A 24,119-nucleotide genomic window follows, 5' to 3' on the forward strand; every position below is an offset into this window, starting at 1 on the left:
GCTGTTAAGTATCCGGCGGCAAATCGACACACCCGAAATCACACTTCCGCGCCTTGGACAAATCGCGCTGCGGTTCCCCGTTGGGCGCTTCGTTAATCCTATGCTCGCGAATATTGGTGTCGCGGTAGATTATTCCAGTATTATGAAATCTGTGGTATCGCAACAGCATAGCTGCGAAGTGATTGAGGACGGTAAATTTCGGACCGGCCGGGAGCAGATTTCCCCTTGGACTTTGATAATTCAAATTTAGAGAATTCAGAACTTCTGCCTCTAACGCAAGGTCAGCTAGGCATTTGGCTGGCTCAGGCGCTCGACCGGAGCGACCCCGCATTCAACATCGGCGAATGCATCGAACTTTGCCATGCCGTTGACGAGAACGCCTTCGAACGAGCGGTGCGGTCGACCGTACAAGAAGCCGATGCGTTAAGTGTGCGCGTGATCGAGACTGATGCTGGTCCAAGACAGTACACAGGAAGCGACGATGATTGGGTCATGCACCATCTCGACTTTCGCGAAGAGCCCGATGCGCACGCTGCCGCCGAGGCATGGATGCGGGCCGACATGGCGCGGCCCTTTGAATTGTCCAAAGGCCCGTTGTTTCGTTTTGCACTACTTCGAATCGAAGCCGAACACTACTTTTGGTATGCAGTAAATCATCACATCGCGAACGATGGAGCTGGTTGGGCGCTCGTCGTTCGCAGAATCTTCGAACTGTACAATGGGTTCGTGAGTGGCCGGGAGCTTCTCTCCAACAAGGTCGGGCCATTCAACGACCTTTTGGAAGCCGAACTGATCTACCAGGGATCGGCCCAGCGCGCGCGGGATCATGGCTATTGGCTCGGCGTCCTCAAGGATCCGCCAGCTCCCGTAACCTTGTCCACGCGACGTTTACCCCCCGGCCCGGACGTCAATCAAATCACGGGCCGAATCCCGCTGTCCTCCAATCTGGAGGTCTTGGGACGCAGGCATGGGGCAGGCATACCTTGTGTCTTGATGGCAGCGACGGCGCTTTATCTCTGCCGCATGACGGGACAAAGTGATCTTGTCTTGGGAATGCAGGTCGGCGGCCGGCTGGGGCCTCGACCAAGACGCGCCGTTGGCCTGGCTACCAATATCATTCCCGTCCGGCTGTCCATCGACCTGGATGAGAGCTTCGACTCATTACTGGGCCGGACGGCACGCGCCCTGCGCGAGGCTTACCGGCATCAACTCTATCGCGCCGAAGATTTGCGCCGTGACTTGGGCTTATCCCCCAGTCAACCGAATATCTACTCAGCCTTCGTAAACTACACTCCACTGGATCAAAGCGTGGAACTTGCCGGGCGCAGGATTCGACGTCGGCCACTTGGAAATTGGCGGGTAGAAGACATCCAGCTTGTCTACTATGGTGACGATAACGAGACCGGCTATCGTTTCGACATTGTAGCCAATTCCGTCCGGTATTCCTCGCGTGAGCTCGAAGCACACCGTGACCGGTGGGTTATGCTCCTGAACCAATGTGCCGTGACGCCGGAGACGATCTGTGGCCGCGTCGACATTGTGTCAGCCACTGAACGCGATTACGTCGTGCGCCGATTCAACTCGTCCAAGAGATCTTACGACGACCGCTTGATTCACGAGCTTTTCGAGGAGCGGGTCAAGACGGTCCCAACCGCCACAGCGCTGTCTATTGGCGACGCTTCCTTGACTTACGCGCAATTGAATTACCGCGCGAACCAGCTGGCCCATTTTCTCCGCTCACGCGGTGCCGGGCCAGGCACGCTGATCCCCGCTTGCTTCGAACGATCCGCCGAGATGGTGATCGCCTTGTTGGGGATTCTGAAGTGTGGCGCAGCATATGTCCCGATCGACCCCACGCTTCCCAAAGATCGAATTGCAGCGATGCTCGCCGACGTCGCGCCATCCATCGTACTGAGCATGCAGGGCTTGCGCGCGGGTCTTCCTGCGTCAACGGCCGAGATCGTGCTACTTGATGCACATGCCGACGACATCGCCCGGTATTCCGGCGAGAATATCGCCCCCCGGGAAATTGGACTGACCGAACGGTCCCTGGCTTACGTGATCTACACCTCGGGCTCTACGGGCGCTCCGAAGGGCGCCATGAACGAGCATCGGAGCGTCGCAAACCGCCTTCAGTGGATGCAGGACGAGTATCGTCTCACCGGCGATGATGCTGTGTTGCAGAAGACCCCCTTCGGATTCGACGTATCCGTTTGGGAGTTTTTTTGGCCCCTGCTTGCGGGGGCGAGGCTCGTGGTGGCTGAACCATTAGGCCACCTGGATGCAGATTATTTGAAGCGGGTCATTCGAGAGACCGCGGTCACTACGATCTATTTCGTCCCGTCGATGCTGGCGACGTTCCTCGAGGGCCCCGGTCTCGAGGACTGCAAAACGCTGCGCCGCGTGATCTGCAGCGGCGAGGAGCTGTCAGCCAGCCTGGCCCGACGATGTCTCGCTGCGCTGCCATGGGTGAAGCTGTACAATTTATACGGCCCAACGGAAGCCGCCATCGATGTCACCCATTGGGATTGTAGCGAAACCGAGTTGGCAGGGATTGTACCTATTGGGCGCCCAATCGCGAACCTCCAGCTTTACATTCTCGATCGATTTATGCAGCCGGTGCCGCTCGGAGCTACCGGCGAAATCTACATTGGGGGCACCGGCGTCGGTCGTGGCTATTTGAACAATGAGCCACTGACCGTCGAGAGATTTGTACCGGATCCTTTCGATCATTCGGTTCCGAGGGCGCGGCTTTACAAGACCGGTGATCTCGGTCGTTGGCGCGAAGATGGTGCGATCGAATTTCTTGGCCGCAATGACCTCCAGGTCAAAATTCGCGGTGTCCGAATTGAATTGCCTGAGATCGAGCTCACTTTGGCCCGCATCCCGGGGATCGGACAGGTGGCTGTTGTCGTACGTGAGGATCAGGCTGCGCAACCGCAGCTGATTGCCTACTACACCGATGTTCATCCAGAGCAAGGACCGCGCATGCAGACGATCCGGGATGTCCTCTCGCGCACACTACCTCAACCAATGCATCCGGCTGCTTTCGTGCGATTGGCTGGAATGCCGCTCAACGCGAACGGAAAACTGGACCGAAAATCGCTTGCCGCAAGGGAATGGCCCGGAGAATCTCGATCTCCCGAATCAAGTGTTCCGCCGCAGGGCGCGACTGAGCAAGCTCTCTACGACATTTGGCGAGAGGTTCTAAGGACCGACCTGTTTGGCAGACTCGACGACTTTTTTGACCTCGGCGGACATTCGTTGCTGGCGACGCAGGTTGCTTCGCGGATAACTCGCGTTTTCGGCGTCGAATTGCCCCTACAGGCCATTTTTGAGGCGCGGACCCTCGCGGCCTTGAGCCGTCGCATCGACGATGCGCTTCAGGCGGTCGAGAGGTCTGCGATCAGACCTCAGATCGAGCCCTCATCCGAGAAGCTTGATGCCCTCTCGTACTCGCAGCAGCGCATGTGGGTCATCCAGTCGCTCGATCCGACCAACACAGCCTACAATCTAAGTGGCGCGATCCGGCTCATTGGGCAATTGGACGTTCGTGCGTTTTCCGGCGCTCTGGATGAGTTGCGCCAGCGACACGAGAATCTCCGGACGATCTATTTCGAGGAGGATGGCGAAGTCCGACCGAAGATTCAGCCGTGGCACCCTGAAGAGCTTGTGGTTACCGATCTGCGCTCATTCGGAATTGGAGCCCTCACCGAGGCGCTGCAGAGAGCTCAGGCAGAGGCGAGAGTGCCCATTGATCTTGCCCGAGGACCGGTTCTTCGTGCGACGCTCTTTCGCGTTGCGGACAACGAGCACCTCTTGCAATTGACGCTCCACCACATTGCGGGCGATCAATGGTCGGTGGGCATTGTCGGCCGCGAACTTGCGGTCGCATATAACGCTCTTCGCGCAGGCCGGCCCGTCGGCCTCGAACCGATAGCGCTGCATTACAGGGATTATGCCCAGTGGCAGCACCGACACCAACCCGAAGATCAGACACGTGGCCAGCTGGAATACTGGCTGAAAAAGTTGAATGAACTCCCCGCGCTGGAGTTGCCCATTGATTTCGCCCGCCCCAAGGTGCGTGGGCTCAACGGGGCCAGTCACGTCTTGCCGATTGACCCGTCGCTCCTTTCCAAGCTCGATCAATTGAGCAGGAACGAGGGCGGCACGCTGTTCATGACCATGCTTGCAGCATTTGCGGTTCAACTGTTCCGCCTGACGGGGCAGACCGATTTTGCGATCGGTGCACCGATAGCAAACCGCACGCATCGCGACATGGAGAACATGGTCGGTACGTTCGTCAATACGCTGGCGCTGCGCGTCGATCTCGGCGGGACTCCGCGCTTTCTGGACTTTCTAAAGCGAGTACGTGCAACGGCCTTGGATGCCTATGCGCATCAGGACGTCCCTTTCGACAAGCTCGTTCAGGAAGTACATCAGGCACGAGACAACAGCAGAGCGCCGCTGGTGCAGGTGATGTTCAACATGCTGAATGCGCCATTCTACGGCGTCACCTTCGACGAATTGAAATGGGAGCCCGCCATCATAGACAGAGGCGGCGCGCAGTTCGAATTAAGCGTATCGATTGACGCACAGCTGTCGCATACGGTGACCTTTGAGTACAATACTGACTTGTTTGAGCCGAGCACGGTCAAGCGCTTCGCCGCCCAATATCTGCAGATACTGGAAGGCATCGTCGATGATCCGGCCCTGAGCATCGCTTCGATTTCGATGCTGCCGTCGGACGAAAAGCAGCTGCTCCTGCGAGAATGGAACGCCCCCTCGGCATCCGCCAGTCCTTCCCACTTCCTCACCATGTTCCGACGCCAGGTCGACCGGCAACCAGATGCCACGGCGATATCCTTCAAGGACCAAACAATCAGCTACGCCGCTCTCGACGAGCGGGCCAACGCGGTAGCGCGCTCTCTTCAAAACCTGGGCATTCGATCCGGTGCTGGTGTCGCACTTTGTATGACGCGATCGATTGAGCTGATCGTTGTGCTACTTGGAATACAAAAGGCAGGCGCCCATTACGTTCCCCTCGATCCGTCTTTCCCGGCAAAGCGCCTCGCCTACATGCTGGACGACAGCGGCTGCAGTGTAGTTGTGTCTGACGATCGATCGAAGGAGCGGCTGGAGGCGCCGGCCGGTGTTCGCATCGTTGTATACGAGGACCTCGTCTCCGCCGGCGAGACAGCGGATGCTGGGGCAGATCACGAACTCTCTTTGTCGGGCATTGCATACATCATCTACACGTCTGGCTCGACGGGGCAGCCAAAAGGCGTTGCCATTTCGAACCGGTCGCTTTCGAACTTCCTGGTCTCCATGTCACGTACTCCCGGCCTGAATCAGGATGACGTCTTGTTGGCCGTAACGACGATCTCGTTTGATATCGCCGGCCTCGAACTCTACTTGCCGCTAAGCGTCGGCGCCCGAATTGAATTGGCGTCCGCGGAGGCGGCCTCCGACGGGACTGCGCTGTCGCGCCTCATTGCCGAAAGCGAAGCTACGGTGCTACAGGCAACACCTGCGACCTGGCGCATGCTGATTGAGAGCGGCTGGGATGGAAGCAAAGAGCTCAAGGCGCTTTGTGGCGGCGAGGCTCTTTCTCGCGATCTCGCTGATGCGCTGCTCTTGCGAGTCAGCGAACTCTGGAATCTATATGGCCCGACCGAGACGACTATCTGGTCGACAGTGATGAGGATCCAGCCCGATAAAGCGGCTATTTCAATCGGGCGCCCGATAGACAATACACGCATTTACGTCGTTGATCGCGAAGGTGCGTTGGCACCGATCGGCATTCCAGGCGAAATCCTTATAGCAGGGGAAGGCGTAGCCGTTGGATACCACCGTCGTCCGGAATTGACGGCCGACCGCTTCGTCCACGATCGCTTCGCCAATGATCGCAACGAGAGGGCTTACAGGACGGGCGATCTTGGTAAATGGGGCTGCTCTGGCGAACTGTTCCATCTCGGCCGGATTGACAGCCAAATCAAGGTTCGTGGCTTTCGGATCGAAACCGGCGAGATTGAACTCACGTTGCGGCAGCATCCTGCCGTGACGGAAGCGGTCGTTGTGGCGCGCGAACTAACGGCGGATGACAACCGTCTGGTCGCCTATGTTGTCTGTCGGGACGAGGAGCCAACTGCCAGCGAGTTGCGAAGCCATTTACGGACGTATCTCCCGGACTACATGATCCCCGCTCTCATTGTGAACGTTGATAGCGTGCCCATGACACCGAACGGAAAGATCGATCGTAAAGCTTTGCCGGATCCGTTCGCTGTTGGCGCACACGCGACCGAGGAGCGCGCGGCGCCGGCTTCAGAAGCAGAGAAGCTGATAGCCGACATCTGGCATGATTTACTCAAGGCAAGGAGCATCCATGCAGATGATAATTTTTTTGAACTGGGCGGTCACTCGCTCCTGGCAGTGAGAATGGTGGGCATCATCAGGCAGCGCACTGGACTGGCGCTAGATCCGCGAACGCTGTACTTCAAAACTCTGCGACAGATCGCCGAAGTTGTCGCTCGTAAGACTGCTTAGCCAGTTCAGTCGATGTTACCGTTCTTCTTCGGATCAAAACAGCGGCGGCTCTTCGGGGCATATGAGCCGGCAGTGCGCAGCGCTGGCGCTGGGGCGGTGTTGCTCTGCGGCTCCTGGGGAATGGAGTATACGAACGCGCACCGAGCGATGCGAATTCTCGCCAGACGCCTGTGCGCGGCTGGTTTTGACACGCTGAGGTTCGACTATTTTGGCGCTGGAGATTCCGGCGGGGAGACAGTCGACGCTGAACTTGGTGGCTGGAAAAACGACATATTGACAGCGCTGGGAGAATTGAAGGAGCTAAGCGGCAGGGCGCGTATCGTCATCGTCGGCATGCGGCTTGGCGCCACTCTTGCCGTCGAACTGGCGCCTCGCCTCCCTGCCGACGTCGAAAGCATCGTACTGTGGGAGCCAATCATATCCGGCTCCCAATACGTAAAAGAATTGCGGGATTGGCGGAGCGGCCATCATATGAGGGCTTTTGATTTGACGATGAGTGGCGCATCAGACGCCGCGGCGTCTGAATTGGGTGGCCTCCTGGTGTCATCGTCCTTTGTTCATGGGCTCAACTCCATTGATCTGCTTTCGCAGGAGATACCCCCCGCCCCAAGGGTTTTGACGATCTTCAGCGAGACCCACAACCCTGGCTTCAATATCCGAAGCACATCGAACAACAGCGAGACTGTAACCTTGAAGGCGTCCTCCCCCTGGAAAGATTCCGCCGAGCAGGAAGAGGGCTTGCCAGTCGAGATATTTGAACGGATCACCGAGTGGCTGCGATAGAGCACGAAATCGTCGAACGCGTTGCGCAATTCGGTCCGGAGAAGAGTCTCGTCGGAATCGTCGTAGACCCTGTCGGGCCGGGTGGCGAAAGCGACTTGGCGGTCGTCATCCTCAACACCGGAACGATTCATCGCGTCGGCCATCATCGAATGTACGTATCGATGTCACGGAAGCTTGCGCGGGCCGGTGTTACAGTTCTGCGGTTCGACTTCTCCGGCCTTGGGGACAGCTCGCCGCACTCATCCGAACAACCTCTGCTCCAATCCAACTTCGGAGACATTGGAGCGGCCCTGGACTGGCTGCAGACGACGCGTCGAGTTCAGCGGGTCGTTCTGGTCGGCCTGTGTTCCGGGGCCGATCACGCGATCCTGTATGGTTTTTCAGATCAGCGGGTCGTCGGACTGGTCTTGATCGATCCTTACATCCCTCCGACCACTCGTTATTTCATCGACTACTTCTATCGCCGTCTGCGCGATGTCCGGAGCTGGAAAGATTTCCGTCTGCACAAGAGCAAGCTCATTCGGCGCATCGTCGAACGAGTACTTCGTAGAGAGGGGGGCCCCCAGCATCTTGTGTATCAGGGATTGGACGCGCAGGCCTCGCTTGAGAAGGTCTATGGAGTTACCACCCGGGCAGGGATAAAGCTCTTGGTTGTTTGTACCGGTCGTCACCATGCGCCTCGTCAAACCTACCGCGAACAATTCATCAACGCCTTTCCCAGGGTCTCTTTCGGTGCATCACTGCAGTTGGAATTCTTTCAGGAGGCTGATCACACCTTCAGCTCCATGAAGCCGAGAGACGAACTCGACGAACTGCTCGCACGATGGTGCGAAACCACGACGTTTCAACGCTCGCAATGTCAGCCGACGTCAAAGATCGATGTCGCAGACCTCTGGTTCGCTTAAAACAAAGCCGGGTTGGCGTCTCTGGCGCGCGGAGACCATCGCTTCTTCAACGCTTCGCAATGGTTCACTCGACTAATCAAATAAGCACGTCGCCCGCGGGCCAGCGACCACAGCGCGTCAGAATGAGGACCAATCCACTCTTCGGAGAGATTGTGGCTGCCGTAGTCGCTTAGGAGAGCCAGAACGCCATCCGGCGCGTCTATTGAGCGAGTGGCTTATGGGGCGATTTGAGGTCGTTGACGTGCTCGAGCACGAATTCGGAAATGGTGATGTCGGGAAGCTAATCGAGAGCGACGCGCCGGACACAAGCCGACGACCCGGGGCCAGTATGGCGGCCACTCATCTGGTCTGCACGAAACTGGTGCCGGTTGAAGAGACTTGAACTCCCGACCTCCGTCATACGATGACGGCGCTCTACCCTGAGCTAAACCGGCTAGAGAAAAAACATTAAAGCAATAACGCGCATTCAAACAGAGCTAAGACAGAAGAGAGTTAATCGGCTTCCCGATCATCGTAAGAACTCGTCTAAGGCAACTTTGCTTGCCTTGGCACGGGATTCCGGGATCCCGATCTAGCTGCTGCGCTGCCCCGGGTTGCGAGCTTGACGCCGACTGGCCGATCGCAAGTCAGGGCCTGAGCGCTTGGTGTCGGCCGCGCGAACCCCTGGAGCTCCAGCAATTCATCGATTTGCTGTGTCATCCATTGCATCCTTTGGCGCAAAGCCTGGACGGAAATGCCGTCGGAGCAATTCATGATCACTCCACTTTACTTGATGGAATAAAGTAATAAAGAGTAAACTAGTCGACCAACGACAGGGGTTCAAATTACAATTTGATCATTCATAAGCCCCGCAAATATGAACGGGGACCCTTGAAACGAAATCACATTGACAATCAGTAGATGGACAATCAGGCTGCTATTTAATTTAAATAAACCATGAAATTTCGAGGAGCGTCGCATGAAAAAGGTTCCATTGGCAAGGGGAAACCTGCGCGGCCATCAAGACGGAACTGACGACGATTATATCGGTGACGATAATTCTTATAATGTTTTCGTGGGCGACGCCGAAAAGGCAATACTAAATCACGCGGTCGGTGGAGACGATGCTTTCACCGGTGGGGCCAGATCCACGAACATCTTTTTTGGCGACGGGGTTACAGCGATCAGAGACTTCGGAGTCGGCGGGGCAGACACCTTTACTGCCGACAGAAGCTCCGAAAACACTTTCTTTGGTGACGTAGGCGGCAACGCCTCGGGGCATGCCAAGGGCGGAAACGACTCGTTCTCGGTGGCCGCCGGCAGCGACACGGGTATCCACTCGAGCAACTACTTTTATGGTGACGCCGGTGGAAACATGTCCGGCTTTTCGGCCGGTGGCGACGATACGTTTTATGGAAAGACAATTGCTCGCACCGTGTTCGTCGGCGACGCGGGCGGCGACTTGCTCGGGCATGCGTCCGGAGGCACCGACACATTCACCACGGTGATTGGCTTCAACAGCAAGTACACGGTCTATGGTGACGCAGCGGGTTCCGTTTTAGGTTACGCGTCTGGCGGAAATGACAAGATCAACTCGTCGGGCGGCGACGGCGCGCTAACGATCTACGGGGATGCAGGCCAAAATCTGGCAGGACATGCCCACGGCGGCGATGACCTCTTAACCGGCGTCGGAGCGACGTTCTATGGTGACGCCGGCGGAAACATTTCCGGCCATGCCAACGGCGGGAACGACGTAGCCATCATAAGTTCGACCCTGACTCCCCCAGGACGCGTCTTCTACGGCGACGCGGGCGCCGATATTACGGATCACGGGCAGGGGGGAGACGATTCCTTCACGGTCACCGTTGGAGGATTTGGCGGAGCGGCCACATTCTACGGGGATGCTGGCGGCAATTTGCTCCTTAATGCGACCGGTGGCGCCGACTCGTTTACGGGAAGCGGCACTGGGATAAGATCCACGTCATTCCTCTTCTATGGAGACGCCGCAGGAGATGCATCCGGAAACGCTCATGGTGGCAACGACGTCATGTTCGTATCCAAGGCATCATCGACGTTCTACGGTGACGTAGGCGCCAGCATGGGTGGCCACTCGGTTGGGGGCGACGACTCCTTTTCAGGAATCGGTTCGACCAGCCTGACAACAACGCATCTGTTCTATGGCGATGCTGGCGGTCAGATGTTCGGTAGCGCACGGGGTGGCAACGATTCGTTCGTAGGCGTCTTGAACTCGACAACCACGTTCGTTGGCGACGCCGCGGAAATGATTGGCAACTCTCGCGGAGGCAACGATCATTTCACCGGCGGAGAGGCTTCCTTCAATTTCGCCTACGGCGACGCCGAGAAAATATATGGTCATGCTGTTGGTGGGAACGACGTATTGAGCGGCGGGAACGATGCCAATGGTTTAGCGATCGGCAGTTACAACGACGTGTTGGTTGGCGACGCACAGTTGATGGCCGACCACACCCGGGGTGGAGCTGACACCATCATCTCCGGGACCGGAAATGATGACATGTGGGGCGATGCCCAATTGATGCTGGGCAATGCTCGGGGCGGAAATGATGCGTTCGTCTTCGCTGCCTGGAACGGCCACGACAAGATCGAGGATTTCGGACAAGGCGGCGGATCCGCCCTGGGAAGAGATCATATCGACGTTGCCGGCTTGGGTATAACCAATATGAGCCAGCTGAACATTGCAGCGTTCGATATGACCACGAACGAAAGCACGATAACGTTCAGCGCTGGGAACGAAGTGGTCGTGCATAGCGCGCATGTGCTAACGGCCCACGATTTCATCTTCGCCGTCTAAGCGACGCTACTGGAATCAGTCCTGACTTGGAGCCCTAATCTCGCCGGGCAACGCGGAGCAATTCTCCTGTGACCAGCAAGAGAATGCTCAGCCTGCTCCAGCCATTTGCTCGGACGGCTTGCGGCCAACTTCGGACTGAAGCTCGCAAAGCGGCAGCGCAATTCAAGGTGAGGTGCTGCTGACGCGGTCGTAGGCGCTCGGTTCGCGCGGGAGTAGCATCTAACGACACTCCTCCCGCACTGGCGCGATATCAGATTGTTGCCCCCGCTTGAGCATGCTGCTGGGCCACCACTGGCTTCGCCAGGTTCGATGGCTCCGTGCCTCTCCACGCGGACTGACCGAACGACGACTCGTCGACCCCGCTTATTGGCGAGGATGGGAAAGCCGAAGCGATATGTTGCGTGAATAGCGCAAGGCGATGATCCAACGTAAGCGCCGAATTGTCCCAGGAGCTGCTCGTGGATGCGTCCACCTTTTGGCTTGGTTGGACCGACGCTGTTGGATCACCGACCGGGACGGCGAACTTCATGGCTGCAACGGTGTCAGACCCGTCCGTAGACGCGGCGCTGCTATCGGTGACGGTGGAGCTTGCACTGGCCTTCGAGACATTGCTCGCGTTTGATGCCGCAATGACACCATCGCCATTCATAACCAGGCGGAAAACGCTCTCGAACGGCTTGAGCACCGGATCTGTTCCCGGCACGATAGGCGAGAGGTTTTTGGTCCAGTTGCCCCCCTTGTCGACGCTGACGATCATATATTGGCTCTTGCTGTTGTCTTTGAGCTCGACGTCATAGCCCGTTTCAGTCTGCACGGCGGCTATTGGTCGATACCACGTGAAGTCACGGCTCGATGTGAGCGTGGTCCCCTCATATTTGAGCGACGGCCCTGTACCATTGGCATTCAGCAGGTAGAAGGAATCCCCAGCCTTCGTGAGATGGATCGCCGTATCGACCTGCAACGCTCCTGAGGGATTGATGATCGCGTTAGCCAAGCTGGCGGCGTTGCCAGCGGCGTCCTTGACGGTCGCGGAATTCAGGTTGACCGCTGTTACCGCGAGGTCGGAGGTGTTCTCACCAAGTCCCACCGAGTAGCTGAACTTCAAGGCATTGGTACCCGAACCACCAGCATAGGTTGCTGTACCACCATCGTTTAGTTTTAGGGTGGGTGTGCCCCCGACGACGGTCACGGGCTCGCTGAAACTCATTGTCAGCGAGGCGGTTTGACCAAACACGAGCTTGCCGCTTCCACCAGTGAGGCCGTTTCCGGAGAATATCATCGACGACACGGCTGGCGCCGCAGTATCGATCTGCAACGTGCCCGACGGATTCGTGACCGCGCCGGCCAGATTGGCGCTGCTACCATTGCTGTTCTTGACCGTCGCCGCGTTCAGGTTGACCGCTGTCACCGCAAGGTCGGAGGTGTTCTGGCCGGCTCCCACGGTATAGCTGAAGGTCAACGTATTGGTGCCCGAACCGGAGGTGTAAGTCGCCTTGCCGCCGTCGTTCAGCGTTAGCGTGGGCGTGCCGCCAGCCACTGTCACCGCCTCGCTCAGCTTCACCGCCAGCGTGACCACATCGCCGGTATTCAGCTTGCCGTTGCCCGACGTGATGCCAGTGCCCGAGGCGGCAACCGACGCCACCGTCGGTGTCGTCGTCGGTGCGGATGGCGTCGTGGCGTTTACTTGAAGCGTCCCGGACGGATTGACGACCGCACCAACCAGGTTAGCCGCGTTACCCGCGCCATCCTTTACCGTCGCCGCGTTGAGGTTGACCGCCGTAACCGCGAGGTCAGAGGCCTTCTGGCCAGCGACTACGGTGTGGCTGAAGGTCAGCGTATTGGTGCCCGAGCCTCCGGTATAGGTCGCCGTACCGCCATCGCTCAGCGTCAGCGTGGGCGTGCCGCCGGCGACCGTCACGGCCTCACTCAGTTTCACCGCAAGCGTGACCACATTGCCCGTGCTCAGCTTGCCGCTGCCCGCCGTGATGCCACTGCCCGAGGCGGCAACCGATGCCACCGTCGGTGCCGTGGTGTCGATCTGAAGTGTCCCGGACGGATTTGTCACCGCCCCCGTCAAGTTGGCCGCGACACCTGTCCCGCCCTTCATTGTCGCCGCGTTCAGGTTGACCGCCGTCACTGTAAGATCGGAGGTGTTCTGGCCGGCTCCCACGGTATAGCTGAAGGTCAGCGTATTGGTGCCCGAACCGGAGGTGTAAGTCGCCTTGCCGCCGTCGTTCAGCGTCAGCGTCGGCGTGCCGCCAGCCACTGTCACCGCCTCACTCAGCTTCACCGCCAGCGTGACCACACTTCCGGCCGCGAGATTGCCATTTCCAGAAACGATCTTGGAACTGGACGCCGACACGGAAGATACCGTTGGCGTGCTAGCCGGCGCCTGGAGCGTAACGTCAAAGGCGGACGAAGCGCCGCTGCTATTGCCCGCCGCGTCCCTGGCTGTCGCGGTGAAGTGATGGGCCCCCGTCGACAGCGCGGCAGTCGTGAAATTCCAGGCCCCGCTTCCGTTTGCCGTCGCTGAACCGAGGAGAGTTGCTCCATCGAATACCTTGACGTTGCTGGTCGCTTCGGCAGCACCGCTAAGCGTCAGAACCGTGTTGCGGCTTGCGTTGGGAGAAGACGAACTGATCACCGGCGCTGTGGGGGCAACGGTGTCAACAGTTACAGCAAGGGCCTTGGAAAGCGCGCTGGTACCACCCGCGGAAGTTGCCGAAGCGGAGAAACTATGCTTGCCGTTCGAGAGCGCGGTGGTGGTGAAATTCCACGTGCCATTCGTACCGACCGTAGCGGACCCGAGCAAAGTCGTTCCATCGTAGACTTTGACAGTGTTGCCCGCGGATGCCGTGCCGGTCAGCGTCAGAGTATTGTCGTTTGTAATCCCGTCGCCGACCACGTTGCTGTCGGTTGAGAACGAGCCGATCGTCGGAATGACAGGCGCTTGTCCGGGAGCAGTCGTCCCTCCGAACGGCGGCGTCGGAAATGCCGGATCAGTCGAAGTGATGATATTGCTGTAGTCGGCCGCCATTGTGTAGTTCGCGGCGGATGGCTCCCCACGATAGATGCCAAGCTTTAGATTGTAGTTGGCTCCGGGGTCTCCCAGCACGCCGTGATAGTCGACAATTTGTACACCGTCACGCCACATCTCGAGATAGCCAGACGAATCCGCGGCGAAGCGCGCCTGAATCTGAATGCTGTACGCGTGGCCTCGCTGAATCGCACTGGGATCAATGTAGACCTGCTTTTCTGTGGGCTCGTTGAGATTGACCACAACCGCCATCTGCTCTCCCTTGAGCTGAATGGAAAACGTGGCTCCATTCAGGCCGTACATTTGGGTAAGCGAGAGCCAAGACAGACCGGAATTGACGTTTGACGTGCCGGGCTCGATCGTCATCGAATAGGAAGCGTTGAAAATATCGCCGTTAGCAACCGAATTTGCGGCGAGGATTTCAGAGCGAGAGCTGTCCCCATCTGCCCAGATGTCTCCGGCGCGCAATTCCATCCGGACCGTGTGAGTGTCTGGCGTGGTCACGCTCCACGATTGTCCAGCATTTTCGCTGTACCAACCTTGCGCGTCGATGATGCTTGGGTTGCTCCAATTGTCCGTGCCCGGCACAAATTTAGTTACGCTTGGCACCACTTTAATCGACAAAGCTGACGACGCAGCGCTGGTGCTCGATCCGTCACTTGCCGTAGCGGTCAGGCTGTGGGTGCTGTCAGCGAGCTTCGGGGTCGTGAACGACCATGAGCCGGAACTGTTTGTCGTAGCCGTCCCCAGCCGGGTCGTGCCGTCAAAAACCGATACGGTGGTATTTGCATCGGCCTTGCCCCACACCGTTACGACATTCGCATCCGTAACGCCGTCATCAAGTGTGCCGCTGTCCGCAGAGAAATTCACGATGGTTGGCACTTGAACAGCCATTGACAGCTCTCTTTCTGAGATCAACCCCAAGGAACGCCACGCCAAGCGGCTTGACGTGAGCGAGCGAAGCCCGAATCGTCCAGTTGGTACGTACGCCCCACACGGCCTTTAGGCATCGCAGGCGACGAGGATTTGAACCGATAGCGGTACTCGTGTGATAACTTTGCGACCGAGATGTGCCATGGGAACAATGAACGCCCCACAATCATTCCACCGCTGGGAAAAGCCGTTGCTGCGTTGGCAGATTGCGATTTCGCGCGCATTTAATGGGCAGTCGGTAGCACCGGTCTCAACGGTAGAGGTGCAATTGCGACCTCGGCGCCCTCACCTGCCGACGTCACGGCGGCAGCACGCTCGTTAATCAGTCAATCGACGGAAGCGCCCCAACCAGTTTGACGACGTCACGTATTATGTGCGCTTGACACTTAATGAGACGAGCCCGGCCTTATTTCGAGAATCGATCAAGCGCGGCGTCAAATAGATCTGGGTCCCTTACAGCGGAGCAGTCTTAGTCGCTACGATCCGCAATCGGCAGGTTGACTTCCGTTGGCTCTTGTGCATCACGAACGGCGTCTTGAGAAGAACGGGCACGGTGCAAAGCGAGTCGCCGTTCGAGCTCGGCGACCAATTTTCGCAAGCGCCTTAATTCCTGAAATCGACGGTGTAGATCCCCAGACATGAATTCTCATCAACTCGAAACGTTTTCCGCATCCCGAAATCAGACAGATCGACTTTGAAAATTGAATCAATCAGATTAAATGCAACCTAAGCTGCGGGAGCCCTCACGCAAGCAAGATTTAGCGATTGATCTTCGGGATTGGCTAAAGACCGGGTGAAATTGGCATGTGGTTGAGATGGAAACTATCCAGCGCCGGGAGGCGATGATTTTGCGGCCGAGGCAGGGGGCATGACCTCACGATAACAGCGCTCCGTCGTCGCCCCATCGTTTCCTTGATGCGCTAGGCTCGACAGGTGGACCAGACGCACTGCCCCCCAAAAGAGGGCGGACGTCCAGCCAGCCGTTGCGATCAGGCACAGAATTACCGTGCGAACTTTATAGCGACCGCATATTTTCGAGCGCCTTTCGCCCTGTCCGACTTGAGACATGCTACTGACATCGTTCCTCCCGGTCATCCATTCCGTCGTTTTCGCAGACGGCACCCGCCTGACGACATCACAACTTAGATTAGCCGATAATCTATTTGGTCACTCAATTAATACAATTAACTCCCCAGTAAATCCAATTGATCTGCGTATTAAAATGCCCGACAATCAACCAGTCAAGGTAAAAACCGAGCCGAATAACGCTCGGTCGACCGAGCGCCGGCGGTGTGCGGGGCAGACGCGGGCGCGGTAACCAGCACGATCATCGCAGCTGGTAAACCCAGTCGGCGTGATTTAATAAAAGTCCAGCCCGCTCGCCGCGCGATGTATTAAAATTCGTTATTTCATCGATTGAACCTGTATGCCTTTAGATCGCACTGACAAGCCGCACGGATTGACTGCCGCAGACATCCTGAAGGTCCACAACGGCAACGGCCCAGGCTTCGACGCCCTCCGCCTCCTGCTCGCGGTTTGGGTCTTCACGCTCCACGCCATGTTCATTTGTGACGGCGCAGAGGCCGCCGAAGCATTCGCGGCCGATCCCATTCACAAGTTGCTCGTCAAGCCCGTGCTTCCGATGTTCTTCATAGTCAGCGGCTATCTCGTGGCTGGAAGCGCCATCCGCACGAGAGCCGTTTCGACCTTCCTCTTGTTTCGCATATTGAGGATTGCACCTGCGCTGATTGTCGAGGTTACGCTCTGTGCACTGGTTCTTGGCCCGTGGCTCAGCGAGAAAAATTTGTCCGAATACTTCTCCGACCCTCTGTTTCTCAGGTACTTCCAGAATATTCTGGGCAATGCGCAATTTTTCCTGCCCGGACTATTTTTGCACAATCCGGTGCCTGACGCCGTGAATCTGAATCTATGGACGCTGAAGCCGGAGTTCTTCTGTTACCTCTTCATGGCACTCATGATGGCATCGACTGCAGCATTCAGCAGGAAGTACTGCACGCTGATTGCCCAGCTATCACTGGGCCTGACAGGCATTTATGTATTGAGAGGCGGACAACTCTATAATTTCTTGGCCGTCGCCGACTGGAAGATATTGATTGTTTCGTTTGTCGTTGGTTGTTGCGCCTTCCACTGGAACGATCGTCTGGTTATGTCGCCAGGCAACGCCGTCGCAGCTTTCGTTGTCGCGATTGGGGCCCTGTCGTACGAGCCGCTCGTCATATTTAGCCTGCTCGCGCTGACGTACCTCGTCATCTACCTCGGTACGCGCAAGATTTACCTCGCGCGCATTCTGCAAAGCGGAGATTATTCTTACGGAGTCTACTTGTTTGGATTCCCGATACAACAGACGTTGGTCTACTTCCTGCCGGCCGAATATCAGCATGGATGGGTGATTTTGCTATTCGGCCTTCCGCTTACTGTTGTGTTTGCCATGTTGTCGTGGAAACTGGTCGAGAAACCCGTATTGCGGCTAAAGAATTTGATTAGACGGGACGCCACATCGGTTCCGCCCCTTCGAAAGATATTGAAACTCGAGTGATCGGCCCACTTAGTTTCCCTCCACCCATCGCCGCGCAGACCCCATCGTCTCGTGCGATTTCGCTTAGGAAATGCGACAGAAAACCGATGTTAGATACTTGCTTGCTTGTCTCGGCACTTGGTGAACTTGGCGGCAACCTCGGTCAGAGGGCGCGCTGAGATGGATTTGGCTTTAGGCGCCGCATTGGGAATCGTATTTGTTGGGTTGCCCGCCGGATTTCTGATGGGCTACTCGTGGCGAGACCGCATTTCTCGCGCACGTCGCATCCGATACTTGTTGGAGCACGAAAGGCGCAACAAACTGGACAAGGTGTCCTCGACACTAGCTCCGCAAGACGATCTATTCTGAACCACATCTCGGTTGAATCGTCGAACCGAGCTATCGGTTTTGAGGACACGCTTCCGCCCCCCTAACAAGGGCTGGAGTTCAAGTCTCTCTAACCGGTGCACCTGCCATTCTCCAAAGTCACCGCGCTCCCTCCGCTCGCCACTGGGCACGGATCTCATTCGCCGCAACCTCATCAAGACAACACGAACACTGCACTGCCCCACGTCGAACTACCGCGGTCGCTCCAGCCGGGATGCCCGACCTCGCAAAGAAGCCCGCGAAGATGAACCGAGGAAGCGCGTTGGATCGAACGTCTCCTCTAACTCAGCAACAGGTTCGTTTACTCAATCAAGGCACGCCCCTGAAAGCCCGCCCGCACGCCGGGAGACGAACGGCGACGCCGACGTTCCTTTTTGCACTTTGCGCTCTTGCTGTCTGTTTTGGGCTTCGGCTGCCGCCACATCGACCAATTTTCGCAAACGCTGAACTTCGACCATGACGCCGTTCAATCGCTGACTTTCCTCAGAAATACGCCTAAGACGCTGTCTGAAAATATCCATTGGCCCCTCCGGCCACAAAATAACCGCCAACAGGCAGACATTAGCCCCAATTGAGGTTCGACGAAATAGGTATTCCGTTATAATGTTGATGAATATTCCATTTGAGAGATAGCCTTGCCGCAATGCGAGCGCTTGCGAGTGAGGCGCATAGGCCTTGAATTTTGATCCCCACGGCCGCGTTCAAACTCGACGCCAAGCGTACCAATAGACTTTCAACAGCGCGGAAAATTAGTACGCTTCAGAACGAGGGATTTGCGATGAGAGTTACATTCCCAGAAGTCTTTTTCTGTTACCTCCTCGGATGGGGGCTCGTGCTTTTCTTCCGTTGACGAAGGATTTGGCCGGCTGCCTGTGCCCACTCATGCAATTCAATGAATGCGGCGCTGAATTTCAAGAAATTCCCGCTTAATAGCCGGCTTGAAGCAACGAGCTAGGTCCAATCCGTCAATGTCGTTGTTCGCGGGCGGGATCCGTAAGGTCTCACGACGACAGTGTTCCGTACCGACGAAAGTTGGGCGTGATACTCTTCTGCGGCAACTTCCATGCGCAGTTGCAGGAGTTCTTCCATGGCTGCCGCAATGTCTTGGTCCGAAAGACGCCTGGGATTTGAACCGAGATGGAACCTCATAGGATGCACCTCACTGAGAAAGCCAGATTATGCCCCATGGGCGCCCGTTGCGCTTGTCTTTTATTTCGGCAGATTCAATGTTTATCTTTGAGCGTGTCTTTCAGAACCCTTGGCGACCGCCTTTCCACTCGACGACTTCGACGAAGCCGCCACGAATGCAGTCGTCTTGCTCTTCACTTGTCGAATTTCACACTCTTGCGGCTGCAACATCGCTGAGCTTTAGGCGCCCCATCCTCAGCCGGCCCTTCAATTACCAAGAAAGCATTGGCATGATCGACCGACCGTCCTCGTCAAGGAGGTGCCGGCTATATCGGTTCGCACACCTGCCGCGCATTGATTGCCGCCGGCCTTCAGCCCGTCGTCTATGACAATCTTTCGACAGGTCATCGCAGCTTCGTCGCCGCGCCCCTGGTGGTTGGAGATCTCCTCGACGGCGCCGCGCTGCCGCGAGCCTTTGCCGACCACAAAGTTACGGCGGTGATGCATTTCGCAGCGGCGAGCCTGGTCGGCGAGTCCATGACCGATCCGCAAAAATACTACATCAACAATGTTCAGGGCACTCTGTCGCTGTTGCAGGCGATGCGCGTGTCAAACGCCATCCGGAACTGCCCCCTTTGCGGAAGAACCGCCCCCGCCCTCGGCTTCATGATGTCGTTTGATGGTCGTTTCCGCCGGTGACGGGACGGAGGGAGGCGGAGCCGACCGGAGGGCCGTCACCGGCGGGCGGCGCCTTGATGAGGCCGCTCTTCCGTTTGGCGCGGAGCCGGTAGCTGTCGCCGCGGATCGTCATCACGTGGCTGTGGTGCAGGAGCCGGTCGAGGATCGCGGTGGCGACCACGGCATCGGCGAACACGGTGCCCCATTCGGCAACGCTGCGGTTCGACGTGATCAGCATGGCACCGGTTTCGTAACGGCGGCTGACCAGCTGGAAGAACAGATGCGCGGCGTCCGGCTCCAGCGGCAGATAGCCGAGCTCGTCGACGATGAGCAGCTTCGGCTTCGCCAGCGCGAGCAGCTTCTCGTCCAGGCGCCGCTCGCCATGCGCCTTGGCCTGGCCCGCGACGAGCGTCGTCGCCGTGGTGAACTGCACGGTGTAACCGGACAGGATCGCTTCTCGCCCGAGTGCGATCGACAAGTGCGTCTTACCGACGCCCGGCGGGCCGAGCAGCAGCACATTCTCGCCGTTGGCGATCCAACGTGACGCGGCCAAGTCGCGGATCTGCTTGGGATCGATCGAGGGCTGCGCCTCGAAGTCGAAGCCTGCGAGCTCCTTCACGGCCGGGAAGTGTGCAAGCTTCAGCGCCATATCGATGCGGCGATGATCCTTGCGCGCGATCTCACGTTCGCACAGCAGGATCAGCGTCTCACGCGCCGACAGGTTCGCGCGCGCCGCCTCGTCGAGCAAACTATCAAGCTGATCGCGGATGCCGGAGAGCTGCAATCGCGCCAGCATGGCATCAAGGGGCTCAATCGGTGCTTCGGTTGCCTTCTTTGCGCGCGTCATCAGAAGCTTCCTCCGATCACGGCTTCATATTCGGCAAGCGGACGCAACAACGAATGCGGTGGAGGCGATTCCGGCACCGCCGCTGCAATCTCCAGCCGGCGGACCGCGCCATTGCGCCCGGCAACACCATCGAGATGGAGCGGATCGACGATCCGCAGTCGACGCCCCTTCGATTGCTCGTGAACCGCAACCTGGTGCACGCCATGGCGGATCCGCACCTCGCCAGCCGCGACGGTCACCGCGACGCGCTCACCAATAAGGCGCCACGGTACCGAGTAACTATTGGTGTCGATCTCGATGGCACAATCATTGCCGACGATCCGGGTTAGCTCACGCAATGATCCGAACGAGGGCCGCCCGCCGAGCGGTTTTAACCGGTGGGCCTCGTCTCGTGCGAAGCGGATGATCGGCGCTTCGCCGGTCGTGCCGTGGATGCGGACGTTCGCAACCTCTCGCTCCCACCTGGCGAGATGGGCCTCAAACGCTTCCCAACTTGCAAAGGAATGACCTGCGATCGCGTTCTTCTTCACGTAGCCGACGCCATTCTCCGTCTTGCCCTTTGTGCGTGCCCGATATGGTGCGCAGGCGCGAGGACGGAAGGCCCCAGTGCTTCGAGAAGGCAATCAGCCTGTCGTTGAACTGAACCGACCGGCTCACCGCGTCGTGGCGCACCACAAGTGCGCGTGGGTTATCCATCAGCACTTCCTCGGGTACACCGCTGAAGGTGGTGAATGTGCTCTCGAGCCCGGCAAACCAGTGCTCTTGCTTCTCGGCCCGGAACGCTCGCACATGGAGCCGTCGCGAATGTCCGAGCGTCGCCACGAACACGAATGCCTTGACCTTGGTTCCGCCGATCTCGCCCAGACCTCCCCGAAGTCGATTTGCAGCTGGCGACCCGGAGGTGTCTCGAACCGCGTCGTCGCAAGCGCCTCCGCCTTCAGCGCCTGCCGATAAGGCTGCACCGCGCGCTGCAGCGTTCGCCGGCTGACTGTCACGCCTTTCTCAGTCAACAGATCCTGGCGCACCACGTCCGCATTGCCACGATGGCGAATGAACCTCTCGCGCAGCCAGCCCTCAAGGCCATGGAGCCGTTGCGGCCTCTCGGGCGACTTAAACGGCTTCATCCCGCCCGCCGCCACATAACCCTTCACCGTGTGATGGCTGCAGCCCAGCTCGCGCGCAATCCGCTTCAGCCCCCATCCGCACGCCCTCAGGCGCAACATCTCCGCCACGTCGTCCGGCGTCTTCATTACCTGCCCCCGTGGATCACTCCACGACGAGCCTCTAGTGATTCGTTCCTCGTTCATTTGCTCTCTCCTTGGCTATCCAAGGAGGGGGCAATTCCTCATGGCGCCGAGGGGGCAGTTTTCCATGGCGCGCGACATGCGCGACGCAGGCTGCAATCGCATCGTGTTCTCCTCGACTGGCGCCGTCTACGGCAACGCCGATTCCAAAGAGCTGCCGGAAGATTTCCCCTGCGCCCCGATCAATCCGTACGGCGCCTCGAAGTAGATGATCAAACGCATGCTCGCTGACTATCGCTCGGCGTACGGCTTCGGCGCGTTCTGCCTACGCTATTCATCGCCAGCGGCGCCGATCCCGCCGGCGGCATCGGCGAGCTACGCGACAACGACCCATCTCATTCCGCGCGCCATGATGGCGCTGCAGATATCGACTTCGCCGTCTACGGCGATGACTACGACACACCCGATGGCACCGCGATCCGCGACTACATCCATATCACCGATCTCGCCGCGGCGCATGGCGCGGCGTCGAATCTTCTTGAAACTGGACATGCCGCCGGCAGCCTCAATCTTGGCACCGGCTCCGGCTTCTCGGTGCGCGACATTCTGAACGCGATCAGGCAGGAGACCGGGCGCGAGGTGCCGCACACCGTCAAGCCGCATCGCGCTCGCGATCCCATCTCGTCGCCGATGTATCCGCTGCACGAAAGGTGCTGAACTTCGTGCCGCGCCACTCCGACCTCGCTACGGTGATCTGCACCGCCTGGACTTGGCACCAGAAAGCACACCCGCTCAGGTAATTCGCGCGCCCGCATTGCACGGTATCGGCCGCAAACCTTAATCCGCGCTGATCCTGTTTTGCGTCAACGCCGCCCAACGTCCCTGAATATTGTGTCGCAGCAGAACCTGAGCTTGCTAAAGCCGCCTGCAAGTGCGCTGCACAAATCGCTCTACTAGGGAACTTTATCGAATCATTGGCATTGTGTTGCAATTGTTGGGCCCCACGCATTCAGCAGGCGGTCCCGCCAAGTGGTTTATGCACACAACAATACAAGTCAACATCGCATTATGGGGAATGATCATCTGCGCAGGGGTCAAGCTGGTGCAGATTTTGTTGGGACGCCCGCAGCTCTTCAGCCTAGGTTTGTGAGCCAGCCTAGTAACTTCCAGAATGCCCATGCGAGCGCGCTTGTCCATCCGAGCATTGCCACGACGCATGCAAAAGCCCAAATTATGCAAGCAGGCCAGAGGCGACTTCTACCCGGCCCTGGTCCAACGTTCGCTGTATCAGCGTGACTCACGTTGCCCTCGCGCTTTCGTGTCCTCTCATTAGTCTCGACCGGGTCGGGAAGGTTCATCGATGATCACCTCAAATGCTTTCTCGCTAACCGGCTGAGACTGGGTGAGCTAAAAAGATCGGGAGGCGGGCATTTGCCGGAGAGTTGAGCCGCCTGCTGGGCAATCTTGACCTTCTCCCCTTTCGAAATAATTCCATCGATTTTGGCGAGTTGCTGCTCGACGACAGCGTAATCGGGCTCCTCTGTGGCGCAAGCTGTAGCTTAATTTTCCATTCGGCTGTCATACGTCCAAGCAGTCGTCCTCGCGCGAGACAGCGAACGCGGAGTGAACTTGTGTTGCAGGTTACCAACGCGAGTAGACGGCCGGCACAACAAGACGGCTAACCGTCTTTTCTAGGTGCCCTTCGAACCAAATCCCTTTTCTGCGCTAGCTCTTCGACAAGGAGACTATCGCCTGGCGCATTTCCGGACTTTTGATCTCCTTGAATGCACTGATCAGGTGAAGCATCTCACGATCATTCTCAAAAGAGGCCATTGCTATGGCACAAAATATGAATGCGGGACCGACACGGCCCGCGAAATACGTGTCAGGGATAAACCGGGCAAAAAGATCCAAATAAATATGCAGCCAGCCCCGGTGAAGAGACTTGCCTTGGGTCATGTTGATAAGCAAATCGATTCAAATTGAAGCAGATAGAAGTACTAAGGTACAATAGTTCCAACCGGCTGCAGAGATCGCCGACGGAGGCACCGTCAGCATCGCGCTCGAACCGCATCAATTCCGTCCTTGTGAGCGCTCAGCCTGCGACGTACGTACTACTCTGTCGCTGCGCCTCACTTGAGCGTTCGATAATAAAAGAGACGCTGCAACTTGCCTGCGAGCTACTTGAGGCACTCATTGACTTTGCCTCTGGACGACAAGGATGCGTCTCGACGCTAGGCGAGGCACCAAGCGGATGGAAGGCATCTCAGCAGCTCGTGCAATCCA

General features: G+C 57.8%; 9 protein-coding genes, 1 tRNA gene and 3 pseudogenes. 7 read left to right on the forward strand and 6 right to left on the reverse strand.

Features of this window, described 5'->3' with window-relative positions:
• Positions 1–225 precede the first annotated feature (225 nt).
• From IVB41_RS10490 to IVB41_RS10500, 3 genes are read left to right on the forward strand one after another with little or no spacing between them, the layout of a single operon-like run.
• Positions 226–6,546 (forward strand): non-ribosomal peptide synthetase, encoded by a 6,321-nt coding sequence (locus IVB41_RS10490; RefSeq protein WP_247430709.1) that lies wholly within the window; start codon positions 226–228, stop codon positions 6,544–6,546.
• 12 nt (positions 6,547–6,558) lie between these two features.
• A complete protein-coding gene (locus IVB41_RS10495; protein WP_051462835.1) occupies positions 6,559–7,329 on the forward strand; it encodes a serine aminopeptidase domain-containing protein in 771 nt (256 codons plus the stop codon).
• Positions 7,317–8,234: an alpha/beta fold hydrolase gene (locus IVB41_RS10500; RefSeq protein ID WP_027568223.1), complete on the forward strand. Its 918-nt coding sequence runs from the start codon at positions 7,317–7,319 to the stop codon at positions 8,232–8,234. Before IVB41_RS10495 ends, IVB41_RS10500 begins: the two co-directional genes overlap by 13 nt.
• A gap of 359 nt (positions 8,235–8,593) precedes the next feature.
• On the opposite strand, the gene IVB41_RS10505 is transcribed toward IVB41_RS10500, so the two are convergent.
• Positions 8,594–8,668, reverse strand: a tRNA-Thr gene (locus IVB41_RS10505).
• Positions 8,669–9,192: 524 nt separating this feature from the next.
• Between IVB41_RS10505 and IVB41_RS10510 the strand changes: the two genes are divergently transcribed.
• Positions 9,193–11,043: a calcium-binding protein gene (locus IVB41_RS10510; protein ID WP_247430712.1), complete on the forward strand. Its 1,851-nt coding sequence runs from the start codon at positions 9,193–9,195 to the stop codon at positions 11,041–11,043.
• Positions 11,044–11,293: 250 nt separating this feature from the next.
• Here the strand turns inward: IVB41_RS10510 and IVB41_RS10515 are convergent, their stop codons facing one another.
• Entirely contained in the window at positions 11,294–14,974 is a 3,681-nt protein-coding gene (locus IVB41_RS10515; protein ID WP_247430715.1) for an Ig-like domain-containing protein, read from the reverse strand.
• A 1,465-nt stretch (positions 14,975–16,439) separates the two neighbouring features.
• On the opposite strand from IVB41_RS10515, the gene IVB41_RS10520 reads away from it, so the two are divergent.
• Entirely contained in the window at positions 16,440–17,570 is a 1,131-nt protein-coding gene (locus tag IVB41_RS10520; RefSeq protein ID WP_051462831.1) for an acyltransferase, read from the forward strand.
• Between the two features lie 671 nt (positions 17,571–18,241).
• Here the strand turns inward: IVB41_RS10520 and IVB41_RS10525 are convergent.
• Positions 18,242–18,457 carry a hypothetical protein gene (locus IVB41_RS10525; protein WP_155809802.1) on the reverse strand — a complete coding sequence of 72 codons (216 nt, stop codon included), beginning with the start codon at positions 18,455–18,457 and terminating at the stop codon, positions 18,242–18,244.
• A gap of 899 nt (positions 18,458–19,356) precedes the next feature.
• Between IVB41_RS10525 and IVB41_RS10530 the strand changes: the two are divergent.
• Positions 19,357–19,670: pseudogene (locus IVB41_RS10530) on the forward strand (NAD-dependent epimerase/dehydratase family protein); the annotation flags it as partial.
• A gap of 58 nt (positions 19,671–19,728) precedes the next feature.
• On the opposite strand, the gene istB reads toward IVB41_RS10530, so the two are convergent.
• Positions 19,729–20,589 (reverse strand): IS21-like element helper ATPase IstB, encoded by an 861-nt coding sequence (istB, locus tag IVB41_RS10535; RefSeq protein ID WP_027568218.1) that lies wholly within the window; start codon positions 20,587–20,589, stop codon positions 19,729–19,731.
• Positions 20,589–21,896 (reverse strand): annotated as a pseudogene (istA, locus tag IVB41_RS35895) (IS21 family transposase). Before istA ends, istB begins: the two are co-directional and overlap by 1 nt.
• Before the next feature lie 76 nt (positions 21,897–21,972).
• Here istA and IVB41_RS10550 point away from each other — a divergent pair.
• A pseudogene (locus IVB41_RS10550) lies at positions 21,973–22,633 on the forward strand (NAD-dependent epimerase/dehydratase family protein); the annotation flags it as partial.
• 925 nt (positions 22,634–23,558) lie between these two features.
• Here IVB41_RS10550 and IVB41_RS10555 read toward each other — a convergent pair.
• Positions 23,559–23,792, reverse strand: a complete 234-nt coding sequence (locus IVB41_RS10555; RefSeq protein ID WP_247430723.1) for a hypothetical protein — start codon at positions 23,790–23,792, stop codon at positions 23,559–23,561.
• Positions 23,793–24,119: the final 327 nt, after the last annotated feature.

Source organism: Bradyrhizobium sp. 44 (assembly GCF_023073095.1).
Lineage (GTDB): Bacteria > Pseudomonadota > Alphaproteobacteria > Rhizobiales > Xanthobacteraceae > Bradyrhizobium.

What these genes read in the sequence shown, in the direction of transcription:
- IVB41_RS10495 (WP_051462835.1), top strand. Translation starts at nt 6,559, where the DNA reads ATGTTACCGTTCTTCTTCGGATCAAAACAGCGGCGGCTCTTCGGGGCA.
- IVB41_RS10525 (WP_155809802.1), bottom strand. Translation starts at nt 18,457, where the DNA reads ATGGATATTTTCAGACAGCGTCTTAGGCGTATTTCTGAGGAAAGTCAG.
- IVB41_RS10520 (WP_051462831.1), top strand. Translation starts at nt 16,440, where the DNA reads ATGCCTTTAGATCGCACTGACAAGCCGCACGGATTGACTGCCGCAGAC.
- istB (WP_027568218.1), bottom strand. Translation starts at nt 20,589, where the DNA reads ATGACGCGCGCAAAGAAGGCAACCGAAGCACCGATTGAGCCCCTTGAT.
- IVB41_RS10515 (WP_247430715.1), bottom strand. Translation starts at nt 14,974, where the DNA reads ATGGCTGTTCAAGTGCCAACCATCGTGAATTTCTCTGCGGACAGCGGC.
- IVB41_RS10555 (WP_247430723.1), bottom strand. Translation starts at nt 23,792, where the DNA reads ATGACCCAAGGCAAGTCTCTTCACCGGGGCTGGCTGCATATTTATTTG.
- IVB41_RS10510 (WP_247430712.1), top strand. Translation starts at nt 9,193, where the DNA reads ATGAAAAAGGTTCCATTGGCAAGGGGAAACCTGCGCGGCCATCAAGAC.